Source organism: Anaeromyxobacter sp. SG17 (genome assembly GCF_022690695.1).
Lineage (GTDB): Bacteria > Myxococcota > Myxococcia > Myxococcales > Anaeromyxobacteraceae > Anaeromyxobacter > Anaeromyxobacter soli.
The window spans coordinates 1-20,124 of sequence record NZ_JALCYX010000013.1 but is presented as its reverse complement, the minus strand read 5'-3'; the positions used below and the strand labels follow the sequence as shown (position 1 = coordinate 20,124).

Annotated in this window: 13 protein-coding genes; 2 read left to right on the top strand and 11 right to left on the bottom strand. The window is 74.0% G+C overall.

The genetic code is table 11. The annotated features are described in order from the left end of the window. Positions 1-220: 220 nt before the first annotated feature. From MNY60_RS07555 to glgX, 6 genes are all read right to left on the bottom strand, one after another. Entirely contained in the window at positions 221-982 is a 762-nt protein-coding gene (locus MNY60_RS07555; protein ID WP_242337994.1) for a Fic family protein, read from the bottom strand. A 419-nt stretch (positions 983-1,401) separates the two neighbouring features. Further along, positions 1,402-2,316 carry a branched-chain amino acid transaminase gene (locus tag MNY60_RS07550; RefSeq protein ID WP_242337996.1) on the bottom strand — a complete coding sequence of 305 codons (915 nt, stop codon included), beginning with the start codon at positions 2,314-2,316 and terminating at the stop codon, positions 1,402-1,404. Between the two features lie 98 nt (positions 2,317-2,414). Further along, positions 2,415-3,842: a patatin-like phospholipase family protein gene (locus tag MNY60_RS07545; protein WP_242355200.1), complete on the bottom strand. Its 1,428-nt coding sequence runs from the start codon at positions 3,840-3,842 to the stop codon at positions 2,415-2,417. 68 nt (positions 3,843-3,910) lie between these two features. Next, positions 3,911-6,955, bottom strand: a complete 3,045-nt coding sequence (glnE, locus tag MNY60_RS07540; RefSeq protein ID WP_242360302.1) for a bifunctional [glutamate--ammonia ligase]-adenylyl-L-tyrosine phosphorylase/[glutamate--ammonia-ligase] adenylyltransferase — start codon at positions 6,953-6,955, stop codon at positions 3,911-3,913. Between the two features lie 8 nt (positions 6,956-6,963). Next, positions 6,964-8,388 carry a sigma-54 dependent transcriptional regulator gene (locus tag MNY60_RS07535; RefSeq protein WP_242338002.1) on the bottom strand — a complete coding sequence of 475 codons (1,425 nt, stop codon included), beginning with the start codon at positions 8,386-8,388 and terminating at the stop codon, positions 6,964-6,966. A gap of 78 nt (positions 8,389-8,466) precedes the next feature. Continuing rightward, positions 8,467-10,602: a glycogen debranching protein GlgX gene (gene glgX / locus MNY60_RS07530; RefSeq protein WP_242338004.1), complete on the bottom strand. Its 2,136-nt coding sequence runs from the start codon at positions 10,600-10,602 to the stop codon at positions 8,467-8,469. A 243-nt stretch (positions 10,603-10,845) separates the two neighbouring features. On the opposite strand from glgX, the gene MNY60_RS07525 reads away from it, so the two are divergent. Together MNY60_RS07525 and MNY60_RS07520 are read left to right on the top strand one after the other, a co-directional pair. Next, the gene (locus MNY60_RS07525) at positions 10,846-11,961 is read left to right on the top strand and encodes a glycosyltransferase family 4 protein (protein WP_242355194.1); all 1,116 of its coding nucleotides are present in this window, start codon (positions 10,846-10,848) and stop codon (positions 11,959-11,961) included. Positions 11,962-12,299: 338 nt separating this feature from the next. Further along, positions 12,300-13,199, top strand: a complete 900-nt coding sequence (locus MNY60_RS07520) for an RNA polymerase factor sigma-32 (RefSeq protein WP_242338008.1) — start codon at positions 12,300-12,302, stop codon at positions 13,197-13,199. A 70-nt stretch (positions 13,200-13,269) separates the two neighbouring features. Here the strand turns inward: MNY60_RS07520 and MNY60_RS07515 are convergent, their stop codons facing one another. The 5 genes from MNY60_RS07515 to MNY60_RS07495 all read right to left on the bottom strand — a co-directional run bounded on the left by MNY60_RS07515 (position 13,270) and on the right by MNY60_RS07495 (position 19,814). Beyond that, entirely contained in the window at positions 13,270-14,034 is a 765-nt protein-coding gene (locus MNY60_RS07515; protein ID WP_242338010.1) for an SDR family oxidoreductase, read from the bottom strand. A gap of 123 nt (positions 14,035-14,157) precedes the next feature. Continuing rightward, the gene (locus MNY60_RS07510) at positions 14,158-15,684 is read right to left on the bottom strand and encodes a PAS domain-containing sensor histidine kinase (RefSeq protein WP_242338012.1); all 1,527 of its coding nucleotides are present in this window, start codon (positions 15,682-15,684) and stop codon (positions 14,158-14,160) included. Next, positions 15,681-16,334 carry a hypothetical protein gene (locus MNY60_RS07505; protein ID WP_242338014.1) on the bottom strand — a complete coding sequence of 218 codons (654 nt, stop codon included), beginning with the start codon at positions 16,332-16,334 and terminating at the stop codon, positions 15,681-15,683. Before MNY60_RS07505 ends, MNY60_RS07510 begins: the two co-directional genes overlap by 4 nt. A 29-nt stretch (positions 16,335-16,363) precedes the next feature. Next, positions 16,364-17,788, bottom strand: coding sequence for a BamA/TamA family outer membrane protein (locus MNY60_RS07500; protein WP_242355192.1), 1,425 nt, complete (start codon positions 17,786-17,788; stop codon positions 16,364-16,366). Between the two features lie 85 nt (positions 17,789-17,873). Beyond that, positions 17,874-19,814, bottom strand: coding sequence for a serine/threonine-protein kinase (locus MNY60_RS07495; protein ID WP_277956894.1), 1,941 nt, complete (start codon positions 19,812-19,814; stop codon positions 17,874-17,876). Between the last annotated feature and the right edge of the window lie 310 nt (positions 19,815-20,124).

Below are 20,124 nucleotides of genomic sequence, written 5' to 3'. Positions count from 1 at the left end.
TATACAATAGGCGGGCGTGGCCTCGCCATGCTCGCCCCGATCGTCCCGACCGGGACGAAAAGCTCAAACGATGCGCACCCTTGGCCGCACTGCGGGCGCCTGTCCCAGGGCAGGCCCGCCGCGCCGATCTCCTCCGAGCTCCTCCCGAGAGTGAAACGATACACCCGGTCGGGGGACTCCCCGACCGGGCGCAGAACTGCCGGAACGAGGTCCGGAGCGGCTAGCGGGCAGCCTTCTTGGCCCGGACGTTCGCCGCGAAGAACTTCTCGGCCTGCTCGAGCGCGTTGTCGAGCGCCTCCACGGTGAGGTCCCGCAGCACCGTCTCCGCGAAGCGCAGCGAGTCGTAGTACCGCTGCCGATCGGTGGAGTGGACGATGAGCAGGAGCGGGTAGCCGGCGTGCAGGAACAGGAGGTTCGCGAGCAGCCGGGCGATGCGGCCGGACTGGTCGGTGTACGGGAACACCTGCATGAAGCCGTGCTGCAGCCGCGCGACCTGCTGGATCGGGTGCAGGTGACGGAACTCCGCCGTCTCCGTCGCCTCGAGGACCTTCTCGAGACCGGCCGGGATCTTGGCCGGCTGCGCGATCTCGTGGAAGTACGCCCGGTGAAGGGGCATGTCCTTCCGGAAGTCGGGCGGCGTCTTCTCCGGCCCGCCGCACAGCGTCTCGTAGAGCCGCTTCACGAGCGCGACGGTGAGCTTGGGTCGCTTGGCCTTCGCCTCCTCGCGGACGAGGTCGAGGGCGGTCTTGTGGTTCCGCAGCGCCGAGAGGGCGGTGACGAACGTCGCGTCCGCGAGCGGCTGGTTGGCGAGCGCGGCCGCGAGCTCCTGGGGCGTGTAGACGACGCCCTCGAGCGCGTTCTCGTGGTACAGCCACGACAGCTCGTACTTCTGGAGGAAATCCGCGCCGACCTCGGGTGCGCTCTGCATCCGGTCGCCGAGATCCTCCATGCGATCGTCGATGTCGACGTATCGGGTCCGCATTTTTTCGTGCTCCTCGAGCCCCGGCGGTCTTCGCGGGAGCCTTGCCCGGTGACCAGCCTCAAGTGCATGTATTGTGGGGTGATTTTCAGGTCATCCTGACCGGAAGCCGCGCGCAATCTAGCCGAAGGCTTCGCCCATCGTCAACCCAACATCGACCTCGGCGGTTGGAACGGGCTCTCGGCCGGTTTTGTTCCGCGCGCTCGCACGGCCGCCCGGACCACGTCGGGCCGAGCAAAGAGAACGTTCATAATTCGACTGGTTACGTGGAGGAGCCGGGCGTCCCGATGTGATGACCCTCTTGGGGCAGCCTGCGCCTCCCACGGGCGCGCTGGTCCCAGAAAGGGAGACGCCGCCGGCGGGAGCGCGGCGGCGTCGGAGCGGGCTCGTCTCGCGACGATGGCGCCCTTCGAGGCGGAGGGTCAGTACGCCGTGAGCCACTCCCGGTAGCGCGGCTCCTCGCCCCGCACGGCCCGGAAGAAGGTCTCCTGGACCTTCTTCACGACCGGCCCCGGCTCGCCCCTGCCGATGCGGCGGCCGTCCACCTCGCGCACCGGGGTCACCTCGGCGGCCGTGCCGGTCATGAAGAGCTCGTCGGCGAGGTACATGGTGTCGCGAGTGAACTTCTCCTCGCGCACCGGGATCCCGAGGTCGCGCGCGATGCGGAGGATCGAGTCGCGGGTGATGCCGGCGAGGACCGGCGACGAGAGCGGCGGCGTCTGCAGCACGCCGTTCTTCACGATGAAGATGTTCTCGCCCGCGCCCTCGGCCACGTACCCCTCGGTGTCGAGCAGGATCGCCTCGTCGAAGCCGCTCAGGGCCGCCTCGCGGGTGGCGAGGAACGAGTTCACGTACTGGCCCGAGATCTTGGCGCGGACCAGGTTCACGTTGACGTGCATGCGCGTGAAGGAGGAGACCTTGGCGCGGATGCCGCGCTTCAGGCCCTCCTCGGAGAGGTAGGCGCCCCAGGGCCAGGCGGCGACCATGACCTGGACCGGGTTCACCGCGCCGACGCCCATGGCCCCCGCGCCGAAGAACGCGAGCGGCCGGAGGTAGCCGGCGTCGAGCTTGTTCGCCTTGAGCGTCTCGATGCAGGCCTGCTCGACCTGCTCGACCGAGTAGGGGATCTCCATCAGCACGATGTGCGCGGAGTCGAAGAGCCGCTGCACGTGCTCGTGCAGCCGGAACACGGCCGGGCGACCGTCCGCGCCGCGATACGCGCGGATGCCCTCGAAGACGCCCATGCCGTAGTGCAGGGCGTGGGTGAGGGCGTGGACCTTCGCGTCCTCGAAGGCGACGAGCTTTCCGTCGAGCCAGATCTTGTCCGCCTTGATCATGCCGGCCTTCCCGCTTTCTGTGGTGGTGGGGGTCGAACATGCCCGACGGCGGGGGGCGTTTCAAGGGCCGGGGCGGGCGCGCGCGGCGGGGGCAGCCCTCAGACGGCGAGCGGGGGGAAGGGCCGGCACATGCGCGCGATGAACGGCATGTCCGGGTGGAGCTCGGCCTTGCCCGCCTGGATGGCCCGCTGGAGCGCGCGCTCGGAGGGCACGACCTCCACCGGCGAGAGCACCTGCGCGAACGAGCGGTGGTGGTGCACGAAGGGCCGGTTGCGCGCGACGTTCTGGGCGGCGAGCTGCTCGAGGCCGAACCAGAGCGGCTGGGTGAGCTTCGGCCCGAAGCCCTCGAGCGCCAGCACGAACGCGTTCCGCGCGCCGATGGCGCCGCGCTGCACGGTGGCCCACGCCTCGCGCGCGGGGAGGTTGTCCACGAGCCCGCCGTCGACCAGCCGGAACAGGTCGTGGCGCTCGAAGAGCTCCGCGAGGAGCCGGTGCATGCGCTCGTCGTCGCGCAGCACGTCGTAGTGGATGACGCCCGGCAGCGCGGAGGAGAAGCCGACCGCGTCGATGGCGTCGAACGAGCGGGTCCCGTCGTCGCCGCCGAGGTAGAGGCGGGCGAAGCGGTCGCGCTGCACGATGAGCTCTCCGACCGCCTCGAAGACCTCCGCCATCATCCGCTTCACGACGTGCGGGCGGGCCTCGCGGCCGTGCAGGTCGAGGAGGTGCTCGTAGTAGCTCGGGTCGCGCGGGAGGGCGCCGTTGCGGATGCCGGTGACCGCGACCACGAGCGGGACGGCGAGCTGGCCGAGCGTGAGCGGGTGGCCGTCGGGGCCGCGCAGGAACTCGCCGATGGCGGCGCGCAGGTAGAGCCGCATCGCCGCGGGCAGGCCGTAGCGCGAGCCGGTCTGGAGGAAGCGGAAGATCGAGCGGAACGAGAGCGAGCGCATCGCCTCGTCCACGTCCGTCGGGTGCCACCGCAGGCGGCGCGCGCGGAAGAGGAGGAGCACCGCGCCCATGCTCGTGCCGGCGAGGAGCCGCGGCACGAGGCCGTACTGCTCGAGGAGGGCGAAGGCGCCGAGATAGGACCAGGCGACGCCGCCCCCGCCGCCCGCCACGAGCACGAGCGCCTTCTCGCAGACCTCGCGGTCGATGGCCTCGGGCGGCAGCCGCCCGGCGAAGGCCGCCGCGGCGCGGCCGCGCCAGGCGCGCGCGTGCAGCGAGAGGCCGGGGACGACGCGGGCGACCGCGGCGCGGTCGATGCCGCCCTTGCCGAGCAGGGCGGGCAGCGCGAGCGCCCGGACGTCCTCGCGGAACGGCGCGAGGAGGCCGGAGAGGTCCACGTCCCCGCCGTCGGGAGCGCGGACGAGCGTGGTGCGGGCCAGGTTGAGCGCGTAGCGGAGCGCGGCCTCGTCCGGCTCGGAGAGCCAGGGCGAGCTCGACACCACGTCGCGGACGAGCGCGGCCTCCGCCTCGCAGAAGGGCCGGAGGTCCTGGTGCAGCGCGTCGAGGGCGTCGTCGGAGGGCAAGGCGGCGGGGATTGTAGACGAGTCCCCTCCGGCGACGAAAACCGCCGGGACGGCCTACCCAGGCCCCGTCAGCGCACCACGGCGTCGAACGCCTGGCGGACCGCGCCGGTGGTGCGCGCGTAGTCCGCGAGGAACCGGTCGCCGGGCGCGGGGCCGTAGTACCCGAGCCGGCGCGCGAGCTGGTGGAGCGGCGGGCCGCTCTCGGGGAGGTGGTCGATCGCGAAGTCGTGGACGATCCGGAGCCGGAGCTCGACCCTTCGCAGGAACTCGTAGCCGCGCGCGAGCGCCTCGAACTCCGCCTCGCGCAACAGCCCCGCGGCCCGGAGCCGCTCGAGGGCGACCGGCGTGGAGCCGGTGCGGATCTCGGGGTGCGCGTTGCCGTGGGCGAGCTGGAGGAACTGCGCGGCGAACTCCACGTCCACGAGGCCGCCGTGTCCGGTCTTCGGGTTCTTGCCTCGCGAGGCCTCCTTGGCGAGCTCGCTCTCCATCCGCTCCCGCATGCGACGGATCTCGGCGGCGAGCTGGGCGCGATCCTCGCGGGGCCCGTACACGGCCGGCACGATCACCTGGGCCTCGATCTCGGCGAACGGCGCGGGATCGCCCGCCACGTGCCGCGCGCGGAGGAGCGCCTGCCGCTCCCAGAGCTGGCTGCGCACCCCGCCGGCGGCGCCGTCGCGCGCGCCGCCGCCCGGGAGCGCCTCGCCCATGTGGTAGCGCGTGAACCCCTCCGTGCCGATGACGAGCGCGCCCTGGTTGCCGGACGGGCGGAGCCGCGTGTCGATGGCGAAGAGGCGCCCCTCGCGGAGAGGCATCTGCAGGAAGGACATGAAGCGCTGCGCGAGCCGGGCGTAGGCGGTGTGGTGCTCGCCGCCGCCGCCGCGGTAGAGGAACACGAGGTCGAGGTCGGAGTGGTAGCCGAGCTCGCGCCCGCCGAGCTTGCCCATGCCGACGACGCAGAGCCGCGAGGGCGGCAGCATCCCCTTCGCGCGCGCCTCGCCCTCGGCGAGCTCCAGGCAGCGCTCGAGGCAGACCTCGGCGAGGTCCGAGAGCTGGCGCGCGATGGAGGGCAGGTCGATCGTGCCCGCGATGTCGTGGATCGCGATGCGCAGGACCTCCTCGTTCTTGAAGCGCCGGAGCTCGCCGAGCTGGCGCTCCAGGAGGTCGTCCGCCTCGAGGTCGGACGGGAGCGCGGCGAGCCGCTCCTCGAGGTCGGTGCGGAAGCGGGCCGCGTCCTTCTCGAGCAGGACCTGATCCTGCCGGAGCAGCATGTCGATGAGCTCCGGGTGGCGCAGGAAGCGCTTCGACAGGAAGTCGGAGGTGCCGAAGAGCGCGAGCAGGAGCCGCGAGACGCGCCGGTGCTGGGCGAGCATGCGGAAGTACGGCTCGGGGTTCGAGAGCGCGGCGGCGAAGTCGGCGAGGTGGGAGAGCGCCTGGTCGGGATCGGGCGTGCCGAGCGCGTCGGAGAGGAGCGCGACCGCAGCGGCGGGATCGCCGTGGGGCGAGAAGGGCGTGCGCCGCCGGGCCATGGCGTCGATCGCGGCGAGGACGCGATCGGGGTCCACGAGGCCGCGCCGCGACGCGATCTCTGCCCGGCGCGCCGCCTCGACGTCGGGATCGGCGAGGAGCGCCAGCTCCGGGTCGAGCGGCGCCTCCTCGGCCGCCGCCCCGAGGAGCCCGCCGAAGAGCTTCGCCACCCGCTCGCGGTGCGCCGCGAGGGCGGCCTCGAACGCCTCCTCCGTCGCGTAGCCCATCCCGCGCGCGAGGCCGAGCCGCTCGCCCGCGGCCGGGAGCCGGTGCGTCTGGGCGCCCTCCACCATCTGGACGCGGTGCTCGGCGCGGCGCAGGAACAGGTACGCGTCCGCGAGCACGTCGCCGTCCTTCGCGGGCACGACGCCGGCGAAGAGGAGGCGATCGAGGGCGGGCAGGACCGCGCGCTCGCGCAGCGCCTTCCCGTCCGGCCGGCCGCCGTGGAGCAGCTGGAGCGCGGAGACGAAGAACTCGGCCTCGCGGATGCCGCCCTTGCCGAGCTTCAGGTCGTCCTTCCCCTCCGCGCCGGCCCGCGCGTCGATGCGCGCCTTCATCGCCTGGATCTCGGCGAGCACGTCGAGATCGAGGCTGCGCCGCCACACGAACGGCTCGAGCTGGCGCAAGAGCTCGTCCCCCACCGCGAGATCGCCCGCCGCCGGGCGCGCCTTCACGAGCGCGTTGCGCTCCCAGGTGCGGCCGAACGACTGGTAGTAGAGCTCCGCGGCGCGGACGCTGTTGACGATGGGGCCGTTCTGCCCGTCGGGCCTGAGGTTCAGGTCCACCCGGAAGACGAACCCGTCCTCGGTGGGCTTCGCGATCGCCTCGGTCACGAGCTCGGCGAGCTTCGCGAAGTAGGCGAAGTGCGTCAGCGGCCGCTCGCCGATCGTCTGTCCGTCCCGGTCGTAGACGTAGACGAGGTCCACGTCGGAGGAGAAGTTGAGCTCGCGCGCGCCGAGCTTCCCCATGGCGATCGCGCAGAAGCCCGCGCCCGGCTCGCGGTCCTCGAGCCCCGCGGGCGCCCCGTGCCGCGCGCGCAGGCGCCGGTCGTGGAACCGGATCGCCGCGTCCAGGCAGGCGGTCGCGAGCGAGGCGAGCTCCGCGGTGACCTCCTTGACCCGGGCGCGCCGGAGATCGCGCAGGGCGATGCGGACGATCTCGCGCGCGCGCAGCGCGCGGAGCAGGCGCAGGAGGCCCGCGACGTCGTCCGGATCGAGCCTCCGCACGGCGCGGGCGAGGAGCCGGCGCAGATCGGCCTCGGAGCGCTCGCGGCCGAGGAACGGCGAGCGCGCGGCGCGGCGGAGGAGGCGCGGGTCCCGCGCGAGGAGCGCCGGGACCATGCGCGACGAGCCTGCGAGGAGGACGAGGGCCTCGAGCAGATCCCGCTCCGCGGGCAGCTCGCCCGCGCCGTCCACGTAGCGCTCGACGCCGGCGAGGGCGAGGTCGGGATCGGCGGCGAGCCGGCACAGCGCGAGCACCTCGTCGAGCCGGTCCGGCGCGCGGCGCCCGAGGCGCGCGAGGCGCTCCTCCGACTCGGGCGCGCGGGGGGCCGCGGAGGGGAGGCCGGGGATGGCGTGGGCCGGGCGCATGGGGCGGGTCACCCCTCGTCGCCGTCCGGGTCGGGCACGGGCGCGCCCCGCCCCGCGCGCGAGAGCCCGTGCTGCTTGATCTTCTTGTGCAGGTTCGTGCGCTCGACGCCGAGCGCCTGCGCGGCCTGCGTGATGTTCCAGTCGTGCTCCTCGAGCTTCTTCAGGATGTAGTCGCGCTCGACGAGGTCGCGGAGCTCGCGGAGCGGGACCTCGCCGTAGCGCGACAGGTCCGACGCGCCGGCGGCGGGCGCGGCGGCCTGGCGCGGCCCGACCGCCTCGGGCACGTCCGCGGCGGTGATCCGGTCGCCGCTCATGATCACCATCCGCTCGCAGACGTTGCGGAGCTCGCGCACGTTGCCGGGCCAGCGGTAGGCGCGCAGGCGGTCGTACACCTCGGGGTCGATCGCCTTGGGGCGCGTGCCGTTCTCGCGCGCGGCGAGCTGGAAGAACCGCTCGGCGAGGAGCGGTACGTCCTCGAGCCGGTCGCGCAGCGGCGGCGAGACGAGCGGCACCACGTTCAGGCGGAAGAACAGGTCCTCGCGGAACGTCCCCTCGCGGACCTCCGCCTCGAGATCCTTGTTCGTCGCGGCGATGACGCGGACGTCCACGGTGAGGGCGCGCTCGCTGCCGACCCGCACGATCTCGCCGGTCTGGAGGGCGCGCAGCACCTTCGCCTGCGCCGACAGGCTCATGTCGCCGATCTCGTCGAGGAACAGGGTCCCGCCGTGGGCGACCTCGAACTGGCCGCGCCGCCGCGCCGCCGCCCCGGAGAAGCTGCCCTTCTCGTGGCCGAAGAGCTCGCTCTCGATGAGCTCGGAGGGGATGGCCGCGCAGTTGACCTTGACGAACGGCCCCTGCGCCCGCTTCGACTGCCGGTGGATCTCCGCGGCGACCAGCTCCTTGCCCGTGCCGGACTCGCCGAGGACGAGCACCCGGCCGCTCGTCGGGGCGACCTTGGCGATGTCCTCGCGCAGCCGCCGCATGGCCGGGCTCTCGCCGAGCATCTCGTCCTGGAACTTCCGCTCCCGGGAGGCGAGGACCTGGACCTTCTCCTCCAGCGAGCGCCGGGCGAGCGCGTTCTTCACCGAGACGAGCACGCGGTCGCGGTCGACCGGCTTCGAGAAGAAGTCGGTCGCGCCGCGCTTCACCGCGTCGACCACGTCGCTCGTGTCGGCGTGGCCGCTGATGACCACCACCGGCAGGTCCCGCCACAGCTCGCGCGCGCGGGAGAGCAGGGCGAGCCCGTCCATGCCGGGCAGGCGGATGTCGAAGATGCCGAGATCGACCGGCTCCCCCTCGAGGATCTTGAGCGCGTCCTCCGCGCTCTCGGCCTCCGAGACCGCGTAGCCCTCCGCCTCGAGGACCATGCGCAGCGTGCGGCGGATGTTGCGCTCGTCGTCCACCACGAGCACGGTCGGCTTCGTCGCGTCCATGGGGCGGGGATTATAAGGCCGGGCCGGGGCGGCCGCGCGAATCGGCCGCCGCCGGGAGCGCCTTCCCCGCGCGCCGCGTCAGCGATCGGCCGGGCGGGAGAGGATCACGAGGGAGCGCGCCTCGACCGGCACGGCGCCACGCGCCTTCACGTGCTCGTGCTTCTCCTCGGACGCGCCGGCGGTGTCCACGAGCACCTGCCACTCCTGCCCCCAGTCCACGTCGGGCAGGACGTAGGTGACGGGCTCGTGCCAGGCGTTGAGGAGGACGAGCAGGGAGTCGCCCATGATCCGCTCGCCCCGCTCGTCCGGCGTCGCGATCTGGTCGCCGCCGAGGAGGAAGGCGACCGACCTCGCGAACGGCTTCTGCCAGTCCTCCTCCGTCATCTCCGAGCCGTCGGGGCGGAACCAGGCGAGGTCCTTGAGCGACGAGTCCCACGGGTGGCCGCCGCGGAAGAACCGGCGCCGCTGCAGCACCGGCTGCTCCATCCGCAGCTTGACCATCCTGCGCACGAAGGCGAGGAAGGCGCGGCGGCGCTCGTCGAGGTTCCAGTCGAGCCAGGAGAGCTCGTCGTCGTGGCAGTACGCGTTGTTGTTGCCCCCCTGCGTCTTCCCCAGCTCGTCGCCGGCGGCGATCATGGGGACGCCCTGCGACACGAGCAGGGTCGCCATGAGGTTCCGCATCTGCCGGTCGCGCAGGGCGAGGATGGCGGGGTCGTCCGTCTCGCCCTCCGCCCCGCAGTTCCAGGAGTGGTTGTCGTCGGCGCCGTCCCGGTTCTCCTCGAGGTTCGCCTCGTTGTGCTTGTGGTCGAAGCTGACGAGGTCGCGCAGCGTGAAGCCGTCGTGGGCGGTGACGAAGTTCACGCTCGCGTAGATCTTCCGGCCGGCCCCCTCGTAGAGGTCGGCGGAGCCGGTCAGGCGGTAGCCCATCTCGCTCGCGAGCTCCTCGTCCCCCTTCCAGAAGCGGCGCACGACGTCGCGGTACTTGCCGTTCCACTCCGACCAGCGCACCGGGAACGCGCCCACCTTGTAGCCGTCCGGGCCGAGGTCCCACGGCTCGGAGATGAGCTTCACCCGCTCGAGCACCGGATCCTGGTGGACGGCGACGAGGAAGCGCGACGCCTCGTCGAAGAGCTCGGGATCGCGGGCGAGCGTGACGGCGAGGTCGAAGCGGAAGCCGTCGACGTGCATCTCCTCGACCCAGTAGCGGAGCGAGTCCATCACGAGCTTCAGCGTCTGCGGGTTCGTCGTGTCGAGCGAGTTCCCGCAGCCGGTCGCGTCCCAGTAGTGGCGGGGCGACTCGTCGACGAGCCGGTAGTAGCTGCGGTTGTCGAGCCCCTTCAGCGAGAGCGTCGGGCCGAGGTGGTTCCCCTCGCAGGTGTGGTTGTAGACGACGTCGAGGATCACCTCGATCCCCGCGGCGTGCAGCGCCTTCACCATCTCGCGGAACTCGGTCACCTGCTCGCCGCGGCTGCCGCGGGCGTACCGCTGCTCCGGCGCGAAGAAGCCGAGGGTGGAGTAGCCCCAGTAGTTCGTGAGGCCCTTCGCGTGCAGGAAGGGGTCGTCGAGGTACTCGTGGACCGGCAACAGCTCGACCGCGGTCACGCCGAGCCGCTGCAGGTGGGCGACGGCGGGCGGCGAGCCGAACCCGGCGTAGGTGCCTCGCAGCTCGGGCGGGACCTCGGGGTGACGCGCCGTGAAGCCCTTCACGTGCACCTCGTAGATGAGGCTCCGGTGCAGCGGGGTGCGCGGCGGACGATCGTCGCCCCAGTCGAAGCCCCCGCCCACGACGACGGAGCGCGGGACCGCCGCTGCGCTGTCGCGGTCGTCCATGGCGAGGTCCTGCTCGGGCGCGTCGGGCCGGTAGGCGAAGATCGGACCCGCCAGATCGACCTCGCCCGAGATCGCGCGGGCGTAGGGATCCACGAGCAGCTTCGCGCCGTCGTAGCGGAGGCCCACCTCGGGCTCGTACGGGCCGTGGGCGCGGTAGCCGTACAGCGCCCCCGCCTTCACGCCGGGCAGGTAGCCGTGCCAGACGTGCCCCGTCCGCTCGGTGAGCCGCACGCGGCGCAGCTCGCGCGCGGGATCGGCGGGATCGAAGAGGCAGAGGTCCACCGCGTCCGCCTCGCGCGCGTACACCGCGAAGTTCGTGCCCTCGTCGTCGCAGGTCGCGCCGAGGGGGTGGGGCCGACCCGGCCAGAGCATCTCGTCCGCCATGGGGGGGCCCGCTCCATGTCCGGGCCTCCCTCAAGCTGCTCCCGCACCGGACGGACGGCCATCGGGCAACTGCCCGACCGGCGGGGGCGCGCGCCGGCGCGGGACCGCGACCGGCGGATGGCGTAGTACTCGAACCCGAGTCGCGCATCTCGCCGGGGCGCTCGCGGAGGGCGGCCGCTACGATCCGGAGATGGAACGCATCGTCGAAGTGCAGGTCGTGCTCGACCGGATCTCAGGGCGCCGATGAAGGTCCTCCTCGTCGCGGACGCCCTCGGGGGCGTGTTCACCTACGCGGTCGAGCTCTCGCGCGCGCTCGCCGCCCGGGGCGTCGCCGTGGTGCTCGCCACCGAAGGGCGCCTGCTCACGCCCGACCAGCGACGGGCGCTCGCGGGCATCCCGGGCCTCGTGCACGAGGAGCGCGCCTTTCGGCTCGAGTGGATGGAGGACCCCTGGGAGGACGTCGGCGCCGCGGGCCGCTGGCTCCTCGAGCTCGAGGCGCGCGAGCGCCCCGACGTCGTCCACTCCAACGCGTTCGCGCACGGGGCGCTCCCGTTCCGCGCGCCGAAGCTCGTCATGGGGCACTCCTGCGTGCTGTCGTGGTTCGAGGCGGTCCGGCACGAGGTCGCGCCTCCGGAGTGGAACCACTACCGCGACGTCGTGGCTGCCGGGCTGCGCGGCGCCGACGCGGTCGCGGCGCCGAGCGCGGCGATGGCCGAGGCGCTCGTCCGCCACTACGGCCCGATCCCGCGCCCGACCGTCATCCCCGGCGGCCGCGACCCCGCGCGCTTCCGCCCGCGAGCGAAGGCGGAGCTGGTCCTCGGCGCCGGACGGCTGTGGGACGAGGCGAAGAACGCGGCGGCGCTGGTGCGCATCGCGCCGCGGCTCCGGCTCCCCTGGCGCGTCGCGATCGCCGGCGAGACCGAGGAGCCCGCGCGCGCGACCCGGGCGCCCCGCGTGCCGGAGGCCGGTGGCGGCGCGAAGCTCCTCGGCCACCTGCCGGAGGAGGAGCTCGCCCGATGGATGGGAGAGGCGGCCATCTTCGCGCACCCGGCGCGGTACGAGCCGTTCGGGCTCTCGGTCCTCGAGGCGGCGCTCGCGGGCTGCGCGCTCGTCCTCGGAGACATTCCCAGCCTTCGCGAGAGCTGGGCGGGCGCGGCCGCGTTCGTCACGCCGGGCGAGGACGACGCCCTCGCCGCGGCCATCGGCGCGCTCGCGGCCGACCCCGGACGGCGCGCGCTCCTCGCCGGTCGCGCGCGGGCGCGCGCGCGGCGGTTCAGCCCGAAGCGGATGGCGGACCGGACGCTCGAGCTGTACCGCTCGCTCACCGGCCGCGCCGCTGCCCTCGGAACCCCTCCATGAGGTTCGTCCTCTGCGCGAGACCGGTCGCTCGCCCGCTCGCCGGGCGCTCCGGCGCCCGGGCGCTGGTCGTCGTTTCTGCAGGCTCTGGCTCCCTGGAGCACGAGCGCACGAGCGAGCGCCGCCGTGACCGGCGAGGCCTCGCGCCCGCGGATGGCCGCTCCTGTCGCGGTTACCGATCTCGAACCGGGCGACTGCGTTCGTTCTTACAGTCTGCGTCCGCTCCGGCGGCGCGGCACCCCCCGGTTTTGCGCCAGAAACAGGGGACCTCCTCCCCGGCACGCCCATTGCTCGATGGCTCTGACGCGACATCACCACGAGGCCACCAGGAGGCAGGAACGATGAATCGAACGACCGGCGCGAGCAGCACCCTCGACCAGTACCTCCGCGAGATCAACAAGGTCGCGCTCCTCACCGTGGAAGAGGAGCGTCGCCTGGCCCGCGAGTACCGGGACGAGGGGAAGACGCGCGCCGCCCACCGGCTCGTGGAGGCGAACCTCCGCTTCGTCGTCAAGGTGGCCTTCGAGTACCGCTCCTACGGGCTGCGGATGGCCGACCTCATCCAGGAGGGCAACATCGGCCTCATGAAGGCGGTGCAGAAGTTCGATCCGGACAAGGAGATCCGGCTCATCTCGTACGCGGTCTGGTGGATCCGGGCGTACATCCAGAACCACATCCTGAAGTCCTGGTCGCTCGTGAAGATCGGGACCACGCAGGCGCAGCGGAAGCTCTTCTTCTCGCTCGCCCGCACCCGCCACGAGATCGAGCGCGTGACGCCGGGCGCCGGGCTCGAGTCCGAGGGCATCGACGTGAACCTCGTCGCGAAGAAGCTCCGCGTCCGGGCGAGCGACGTCATCGAGATGCAGCAGCGGATGGAGGGGCGCGATCTCTCGCTCGACGCCCCGGTCGCCGACGGGACGAGCACGCACCTCGAGTTCACCCCGGCCGACGCGGATCCTCAGGACGAGGAGCTCGCCCGCGTCGAGGAGGACGCGATCGTCAACCGGCGCGTGAGCGAGGCGATGGGCCGCCTCGACCCGCGCGAGCGCCACATCGTCGAGGCCCGCATCATGGGCGACGGCAAGGAGACGCTGCGGGATCTCGGCCAGCACTTCGGCTTCTCTCGCGAACGCGCGCGCCAGCTCGAGATCCGTGCGCTGGAGAAGCTCCGCCGCGAGCTGCAGCCGCTCGCCGACGAGATCGGCTACCCGGCGACGATGGGGGCCGAGGCGACGGAGTAGCGCGGCGATCGAGGCCTCGACGGCGCCGCCGCTCCCCACGGGCCGGCGGCGCCGCGCGTCTCGGCGAGGCTCACTTGCGGCTCACCGCGAACGGCGCGAACGCCTGCTGCACGGGCATGAGCTCGAGCGCGTTCACGTTCACGTGGGCGGGACGCGTCACGCACCAGACGATCGCGTCCGCCACGTCCTCGCCCGAGAGCGGGGTCACGCCCTCGTAGACCTTCTTCGCGCGCTCGGCGTCGCCGCCGAACCGCACGAGCGAGAACTCCGTCTCCGCCATCCCGGGCTCGATCGACGTCACCCGGATGGCCGTGCCGAGGAGGTCGGCGCGCAGGTTGAGCGAGAACTGCCGCACGAACGCCTTCGTCGCGCCGTAGACGTTGCCGCCCGGGTACGGGTAGCTCCCCGCGACGGACCCGAGGTTCACGACGTGCCCGCGGTTCCGCTCGACCATCCCGGGCAGCACCGCGCGCGTCACCGTCACGAGGCCGGTGCAGTTCGTCGCGATCATCGTCTCCCACTCGTCGAGCGACGCGCGCTGGGCGGGCTCGAGCCCGAGCGCCAGCCCCGCGTTGTTGACGAGCACGTCGATCGCCGCGAACCCCGGGGGGAGGCCGGAGATCGCCGCCTCGACCGCGCCCCGGTCGCGCACGTCGAGCACGAGCGGGTGGACCCGGCCGCCGCCCCTGGCGGCGAGCGCCTCGAGCCGGTCCTCGCGCCGCCCCGTCGCGACCACCCGCGCGCCCGCGCGGAGGAGCGCCTCCGCGCACGCCGCTCCGAACCCCGCCGTCGCGCCCGTGACCAGCGCGACCTTGCCGTCGAGATCGTATGCCATGGCGGCGGATGCTACAGCGTTGCGCGCTCGAGCTGAACCCGCCGTCGCAGCGGGGACCCGGGCCCGGCCGGGCTCCGCGCCGCCCGCGGGGGGCGACGCCGGGCCCGGGCCCGCCGCGGACCGTCAGGCGGCCCGCTGCGCCTCGGGCGCGAGCGGCAGGGCGATGGTGAAGGACGCGCCGCCGCCCGGGCGATCGCCGACCTGGATCTCGCCGCCGTGCTGGAGGACGATCTTCTTCACGATCGCGAGGCCGAGGCCGGTCCCGCCGACCCCCTTCGTCGTGAAGTACGGATCGAAGATCCGGTCCCAGAGGTCCCGGTCGATGCCGGGCCCCTCGTCCGCGACGGTGAGCACGGCGCGCTCGCGCGTGCGCGCGATGCCGAGGTGGATCCGGGCGCGCGCCGGGCGCGCCGCGTCGATCGCGTTCTGGCAGAGGTTCGTGAGCACCCGGCGCATGAGCTGGCGGTCGAGCGCGACCGGGCAGGGGCCGCTCGCCTTCACGACGGACAGCTCGGCGGCCGCCCCGAGCTGCTTGCTCGTGCGGAGGAACTCCTTCACGAACGCGCCGAGCTCCGACGGCTCGGACCGCACCTCCGGGAGCTTCGCGAACGCCGAGAACTCGTCCACGAGCCGCTGCAGCGTGCCGATCTCCTCGCGCACGATCTCGCCCGCCTCGCCGAGCAGCTTGCCGAAGTCGGGGTCCCGGACCCGGGTTGCCTTCCAGCGCGCCTCGAGCTGCTGGAACGCGAGCTTCATCGGCGTCAGCGGGTTCTTGATCTCGTGGGCGAGCCGGCGCGCGACGTCCTGCCAGCCCGAGATCTTCTCGAGGTAGACGATCCGGTCGCGGCTCTCCCGCACCTCGCGGACCATGGCGTTGAACGCGCGGGCGAGGCCGGCGACCTCGTCGTTCGCCCGCCCGGGATCGACCTGGACCGAGAGGTCGCCCGAGGCGAGCTGGCGGACCGCCCCGACGAGCCGCGTGACCCGCCGGGTGGTGCGGCGCGCGAGCAGGATGCCGATCGCGGCCGCCCCCGCCGCCCACGCGACGAGGAGGAGCGCGAAGGCGCGCACGTAGCTGCGCCGGATCTCCGAGCGGAGCGCGTCCACGCCCTGGACGAGCTCGCCCACCTCGCGCGCCTCGCCGAGCTCGGCGAAGTAGCGCGCCTCGATGGCGAACGTGCAGTCGAGGCGTCCGCCGCCGGGGAGCGCCACCCGCGCCGGCGCCTCCCGCCACTCGCCCTCGGGGTTCTCCGCCTGCGTCTCGGCCTCGGCGACGACCGCGCCGTCCGCGGCGTGGAGCGACACGCGCCGGAGCCGCGGCGTCTTCGCGAGCGCCGACTCGAGATACGCGTGCGTCCGCCCGCGGTCCCTGGGGAGCCCGCGCGCGAGCGCGCGCGCCTGCTCGGCGTAGAGCTGCTTGCGGGCCTGGAAGAGGTCGCCGTACAGCGCGGGCACCGCCTCGAGCCGCTCCACCACGCGGGGGTCGAGGCCGAGCGCGAGGTTCTCCTCGGCGAGCTTCCCGGCGAGGAGGAGCGCGCCGAGGAGCGGCAGCGTCGCCGAGACCACGAGGGCGACCGCGATCTTCGCCTCGAACCGGGAGACGCGGAGCGCGCCGGCCGCGCGGCGGACGAGGGAGGGCGCGCCGCTCACCGCCCCGCCCCCGACGCCGCGGCGCCCGGCGCGAACGAGCGCGAGCGGAAGAGGTGCACGTCGCTGCCGGGATCGGGCTCGCGCAGGAGGAAGCTCGCGACGGCGCCGAGCACGCTGCGCGTCCCGCCCGAGGTGCGGGTGCCGGCGGCGGGGTTCGCGATGTACTCGCGCGTGCGCTGGAGCTGCTCGCGCGAGACGGGGTTCACCTCGACGCGCGCCTCGAGGTGGTAGGGCGCCCCGGGCAGCGCCTGCACCGGACCCAGGTCGACGCCGCGCGCCTCGGAGAGGAACCGGCGCAGCGCCGCGAAGTCCGGCAGCACGTAGTGCACGCCCTGGGGCGCGCGCGGGTCCTTCACCGTCACCGCGTACGTCTCCTCCCAGACGTCGAAGAGGATCTCCACGACCCGCCCGTAGAGCGCGGCCGGCGCGCGGGACCCGTCGGGCACGACCGAGACGTAGATCGCGACGACGTTCGTGAGCCCGTTGCCGAAGTCGCGCTCGGTCGCGGCCGGGAACGCGGCGGAGAGATCGAGGCTCGCCTCGACGCGGCCGGCGCGCGGAGCGACCCGGGCGGCGAGCGGCTCGGGCGGGCCGGCGGCCACGGCGCCCAGCGCGGCCGCGGCGCCGAGGGCGGCGAGGAGGTGGCGCACGGCGCGGCCGGTCCTGCGGGGAGCGCGCGTCACAGCAGGTTGTCCACCGCGTAGCCGAGCGACGCGTTGAAGACGCCGACGGGCGTGTCGAGGCGGAGCGCGAGCTCGGCCGAGACGGGGGTGCGGGAGAAGCGGGTCCGCGCGCCGCCGAGCACCTGGGAGGAGTAGACGCCGCGCGCGCCGAGCGCGAGGTAGCCGCGCCGGAAGAAGGCCTGCCGCTGCCAGAGCGGCACGGCGTACTCGAGGCCGCCCATGGCGACGAACGCGTCGTAGCGCGAGTCGGTCGAGAAGTTGAGCTCGAGCGAGCGCGCCAGGGCGGGACCCACGGCGAAGTAGGCGAGGTCCGCCGGGTAGAAGCGCTCGAAGAACGGCGCGCCGCCCTGCGCGGCGCCCAGCGTCGCCTGGAGGCGGAGGGGGAGGTCGAGGAGCCCGAACGCCGTCTCGAGCTGGAGGAGGTAGCGGCTGTACTCGTAGTCGCCGCCGAGCACGCGCGAGCCGAACGTCACCTGGGCGAGGCCGCGGAGGCCCTCGCGCGGCAGGAAGAAGTCGTCGCGCGTGTCGATCTCGTAGGTCCCCGTCAGCGCCGAGAGGCGCGAGCGGCCGGGCCGGAGCGCCGGCAGGTTCTCGGGCGCGGCCGGCGTGCCCCCGGCGGAGAGCTCCCGGAGGGCCTCGTACCGGTAGCTCGCGAGGAGCCGCTCGAAGGCGCCGGGGCGGATGCCGATGGTGCCCTCGAACGAGGCGCGCTGGTAGCGGAGCCGCGGCGCCGCGCCGAAGTCGTCCGAGAAGGCGTCGCAGTCCGGGTCGCCGCAGGCGAGCTCCTCCCCGCGCACGAAGAGGACGGTCGCGCCGAGGACGAGGCCGCGCTCGCCCCGCGCCCCGCGGCGGGCGAGCGGCAGGTCGGGCGCGAAGAAGCTGCCTCGCACCGCGAAGCGGCCGGGATCCTGCGGCCGGCCCGCGGGCGAGCCGCCGTAGACGAACGCGCCCGAGAGGCCGAAGCCCCGGCCGAGGAAGTTCTGCTGCGAGAGGCCGAGGCCGCCGTAGATGGGCTGCGGCCCCGTCGACCCCAGGACGAGATCCGTGACGAGGAGCGTGTTCCGCTCGACCACCTCGACCACGAGCACCACGAGGCCGCGCTCGCTCCCGCGCTCGACCCGCGTCTCGACCTTGGAGAACCAGCCGAGCTGGAGGAGCCGCAGCCGCGACAGGAGCACGCGCTCCTCGTCGAGCAGGTCGCCCTCCGTGACGAGCAGGTGGCGGCGCACCTCCGGCTCGCGCGCGTGGTGCAGCCCGGAGACGACCACCCGCTCGATGGTGTAGCGCCGCGGGAGGGGCGAGAGGTCGGGCTCGGGCGCGTCGACCGCCGGGGCGGCGATCGGCGGGGGCTCCGGCGCGGCCGGGGCAGCGGCGGCCTGCCCGAGGGCGAGCGCCAGCAGGGCGGGGACGAGCGCGGTCATCGGCGGGCGATTGTAGGCGAAGAGCGGCCCGCTGACCTGGACGCTGCGCTCGGATTGTCTATTCAGCCCGCGGCGGGGGCCTCCCTCAGCGGGCGGCGGGGCCATTCGGCCCGCGGCGGAGGGCGAGGCAGGCCTCGAGGGTCTCCACGTCGAGTGGATCCGCCGCGAGCGCGGCCTCGTACGCTGCGAGGGCGGCGGCCGCGTTCCCGAGCTTGCGGGCGACCTCGGCGCGCGCGCGCTGGCGGCTCGCCTCGGCGCCGCGCGCGGGCGCCGCCCGGAGGAGCTCCGCCCGCCGCGACTCGAGCAGGGCGCGGGGGACGCCCGCGGCGAGGCAGCGCGAGACGCCGAGGGCGTTGCCGCGCTCGGCGTCGTGGGCGAGGCGGGCCGCGGGGGTCGCGAGCGCCGCCTGCGCCGCCTCGAGGCGTACGAGGAGCGCGGTCGCCCGGGCCGGGTGATCGGCCGCGAGCGGCCGGAGCCGGAGCGCCTCGAGCGACTCCCGCAGCCCCCGGGCGGCGCGCCGCACGTCGGCGAACTCCGCGTCGAGCGGCACGGCGAGGAACGCGTAGTGGCTCGCGGAGGCGCGGGCCTCGAGGGCGCGCAGGAGCGGCTCCCCCGTGGGACCCGCCGCCGGCGGCGGGGTCGCGCGGCGCTGGGTGTCGGCGAGCGTCGCGAGCGCGGCGCGGTCCGCGGGCGCGAGGTCCACGAACTGCACCGCGAAGCCGGGGTCCATCCGCCAGGCGGCGGCCTCGGCGGCGGACACGTGGCGCACCACCTCGGCGGACAGCCCGAGCGGCGCGCGCAGCGAGGGGTGCGCGAGGGTGAGCCGGAGCCGCGAGAGGAGCGGCGGGAGCGCCGCGTCGCCGCGGAGGAAGGCGCCGCTCCGGGTGAGCTCGCGGACGGCGAGGCGCACCGGGGGGGCGCCTCCGGCGCACACCTCCGCCTCGACGGCGGCCTCCCGGGCGGCGTCCGCACCGCGCGGGACCGGTGCCGCGCCCGCGGCGGGAGCCGGGGAGGGCGTGCGAGCCGGGAGCTCCGCGCGCGCCTCGCGGAGCGCGGCGGCGAACGTGGCCATGTCCGCGAAGCGAGCATCGGGGTCCTTCTCGAGGGCGCGGAGGATGGCCCGCTCGAGCGCCGGGGCGACCGGGGCGAGCTCGGATGGGCGGGGGGGGACCGCCTCGAGGTGCGCGAGGAGGAGCGCCGCGAGGCTCCTCCCCGCGAAGGGGAGACGCCCGGTGGCGAGCTCGAAGGCGATGACGCCCAGCGCATAGACGTCCGTCCGCGCGTCGATCGGACCGTCCTCGCACTGCTCGGGCGCCATGTACTCGGGGGTCCCGACGATCAACCCCGCCTCGGTGCGGCCGGCGACGCGGGCGCCGCGCAGCTTCGCGATGCCGAAGTCGACGAGCTTGACGAAGTTCCGGCGGCCGCGGCGGTTCACGAGGAAGACGTTCTCGGGCTTCAGGTCGCGGTGGACGACGCCCCGCTCGTGCGCGCACTGGAGCGCGTCGCAGAGCTGCAGGAGGACGTCGAGGGCGGTCGCGGGGTCGAGCGGACCTCCGCGGACCCGCTCGGCGAGCGTCTCGCCGTCGAGGAGCTCCATCACGTAGTAGAAGCGACCCGGCGGGAGCACCGAGAGGTCGTAGATGCCGACGATGTTCTCGTGCCCGATGAGGTTCACCGCCCGCGCCTCGTCGTAGAAGCGCGAGACGACCTGCGCGTCCGCCGACATCGCCTCGTGCAGGAACTTCACCGCGACGCGGCTGCCGATCACGGGATGCTCGGCGAGGTACACGGTGCCCATCCCGCCGCGGCCGAGGAGCCTCGAGATCCTAAAGCTGCCAACCTGCGTCCCCAGGAGCGGATCGACCGCCGCGACCTGCGCCGCGGGCGCCCGCGCCGGGCCGGATCCACCGCCGAAGGCGAGCGTCGGCAGGGGAGACGAGCAGGACGCATCCGCGGGGTGCGCGCCGCCGCACCTCGCGCACGGCTCGAGTCCCCTCGTGGTCGACGTTGCCCGACGGTGCATGAGGCCCCCACCGTTGCGAGATTCGAGCGTAGCAGAGGCGGACGGCCGGCCCAGCCCCGCGCAGGGGGGACACGCGACGCGAACGCCGCCGCCCGCGCGCTGCCGACCCGGGAAACCCCTTGCGGACCGCGGCCAACCCGGATTTCTCTCGAACACTGCCATGGCCGACTTCAGGAAGATGACCGTCGAGAGCTTGCGCGAGCTCGCCCGGAAGGTGCTGGGTCCGGGCCAGTCCAGGAAGACCAAGGGCGAGCTGGTCGCGGCGCTCGAGGCCGCGGAGAAGAAGACGGGCCGCGCGGTGAAGACCGCG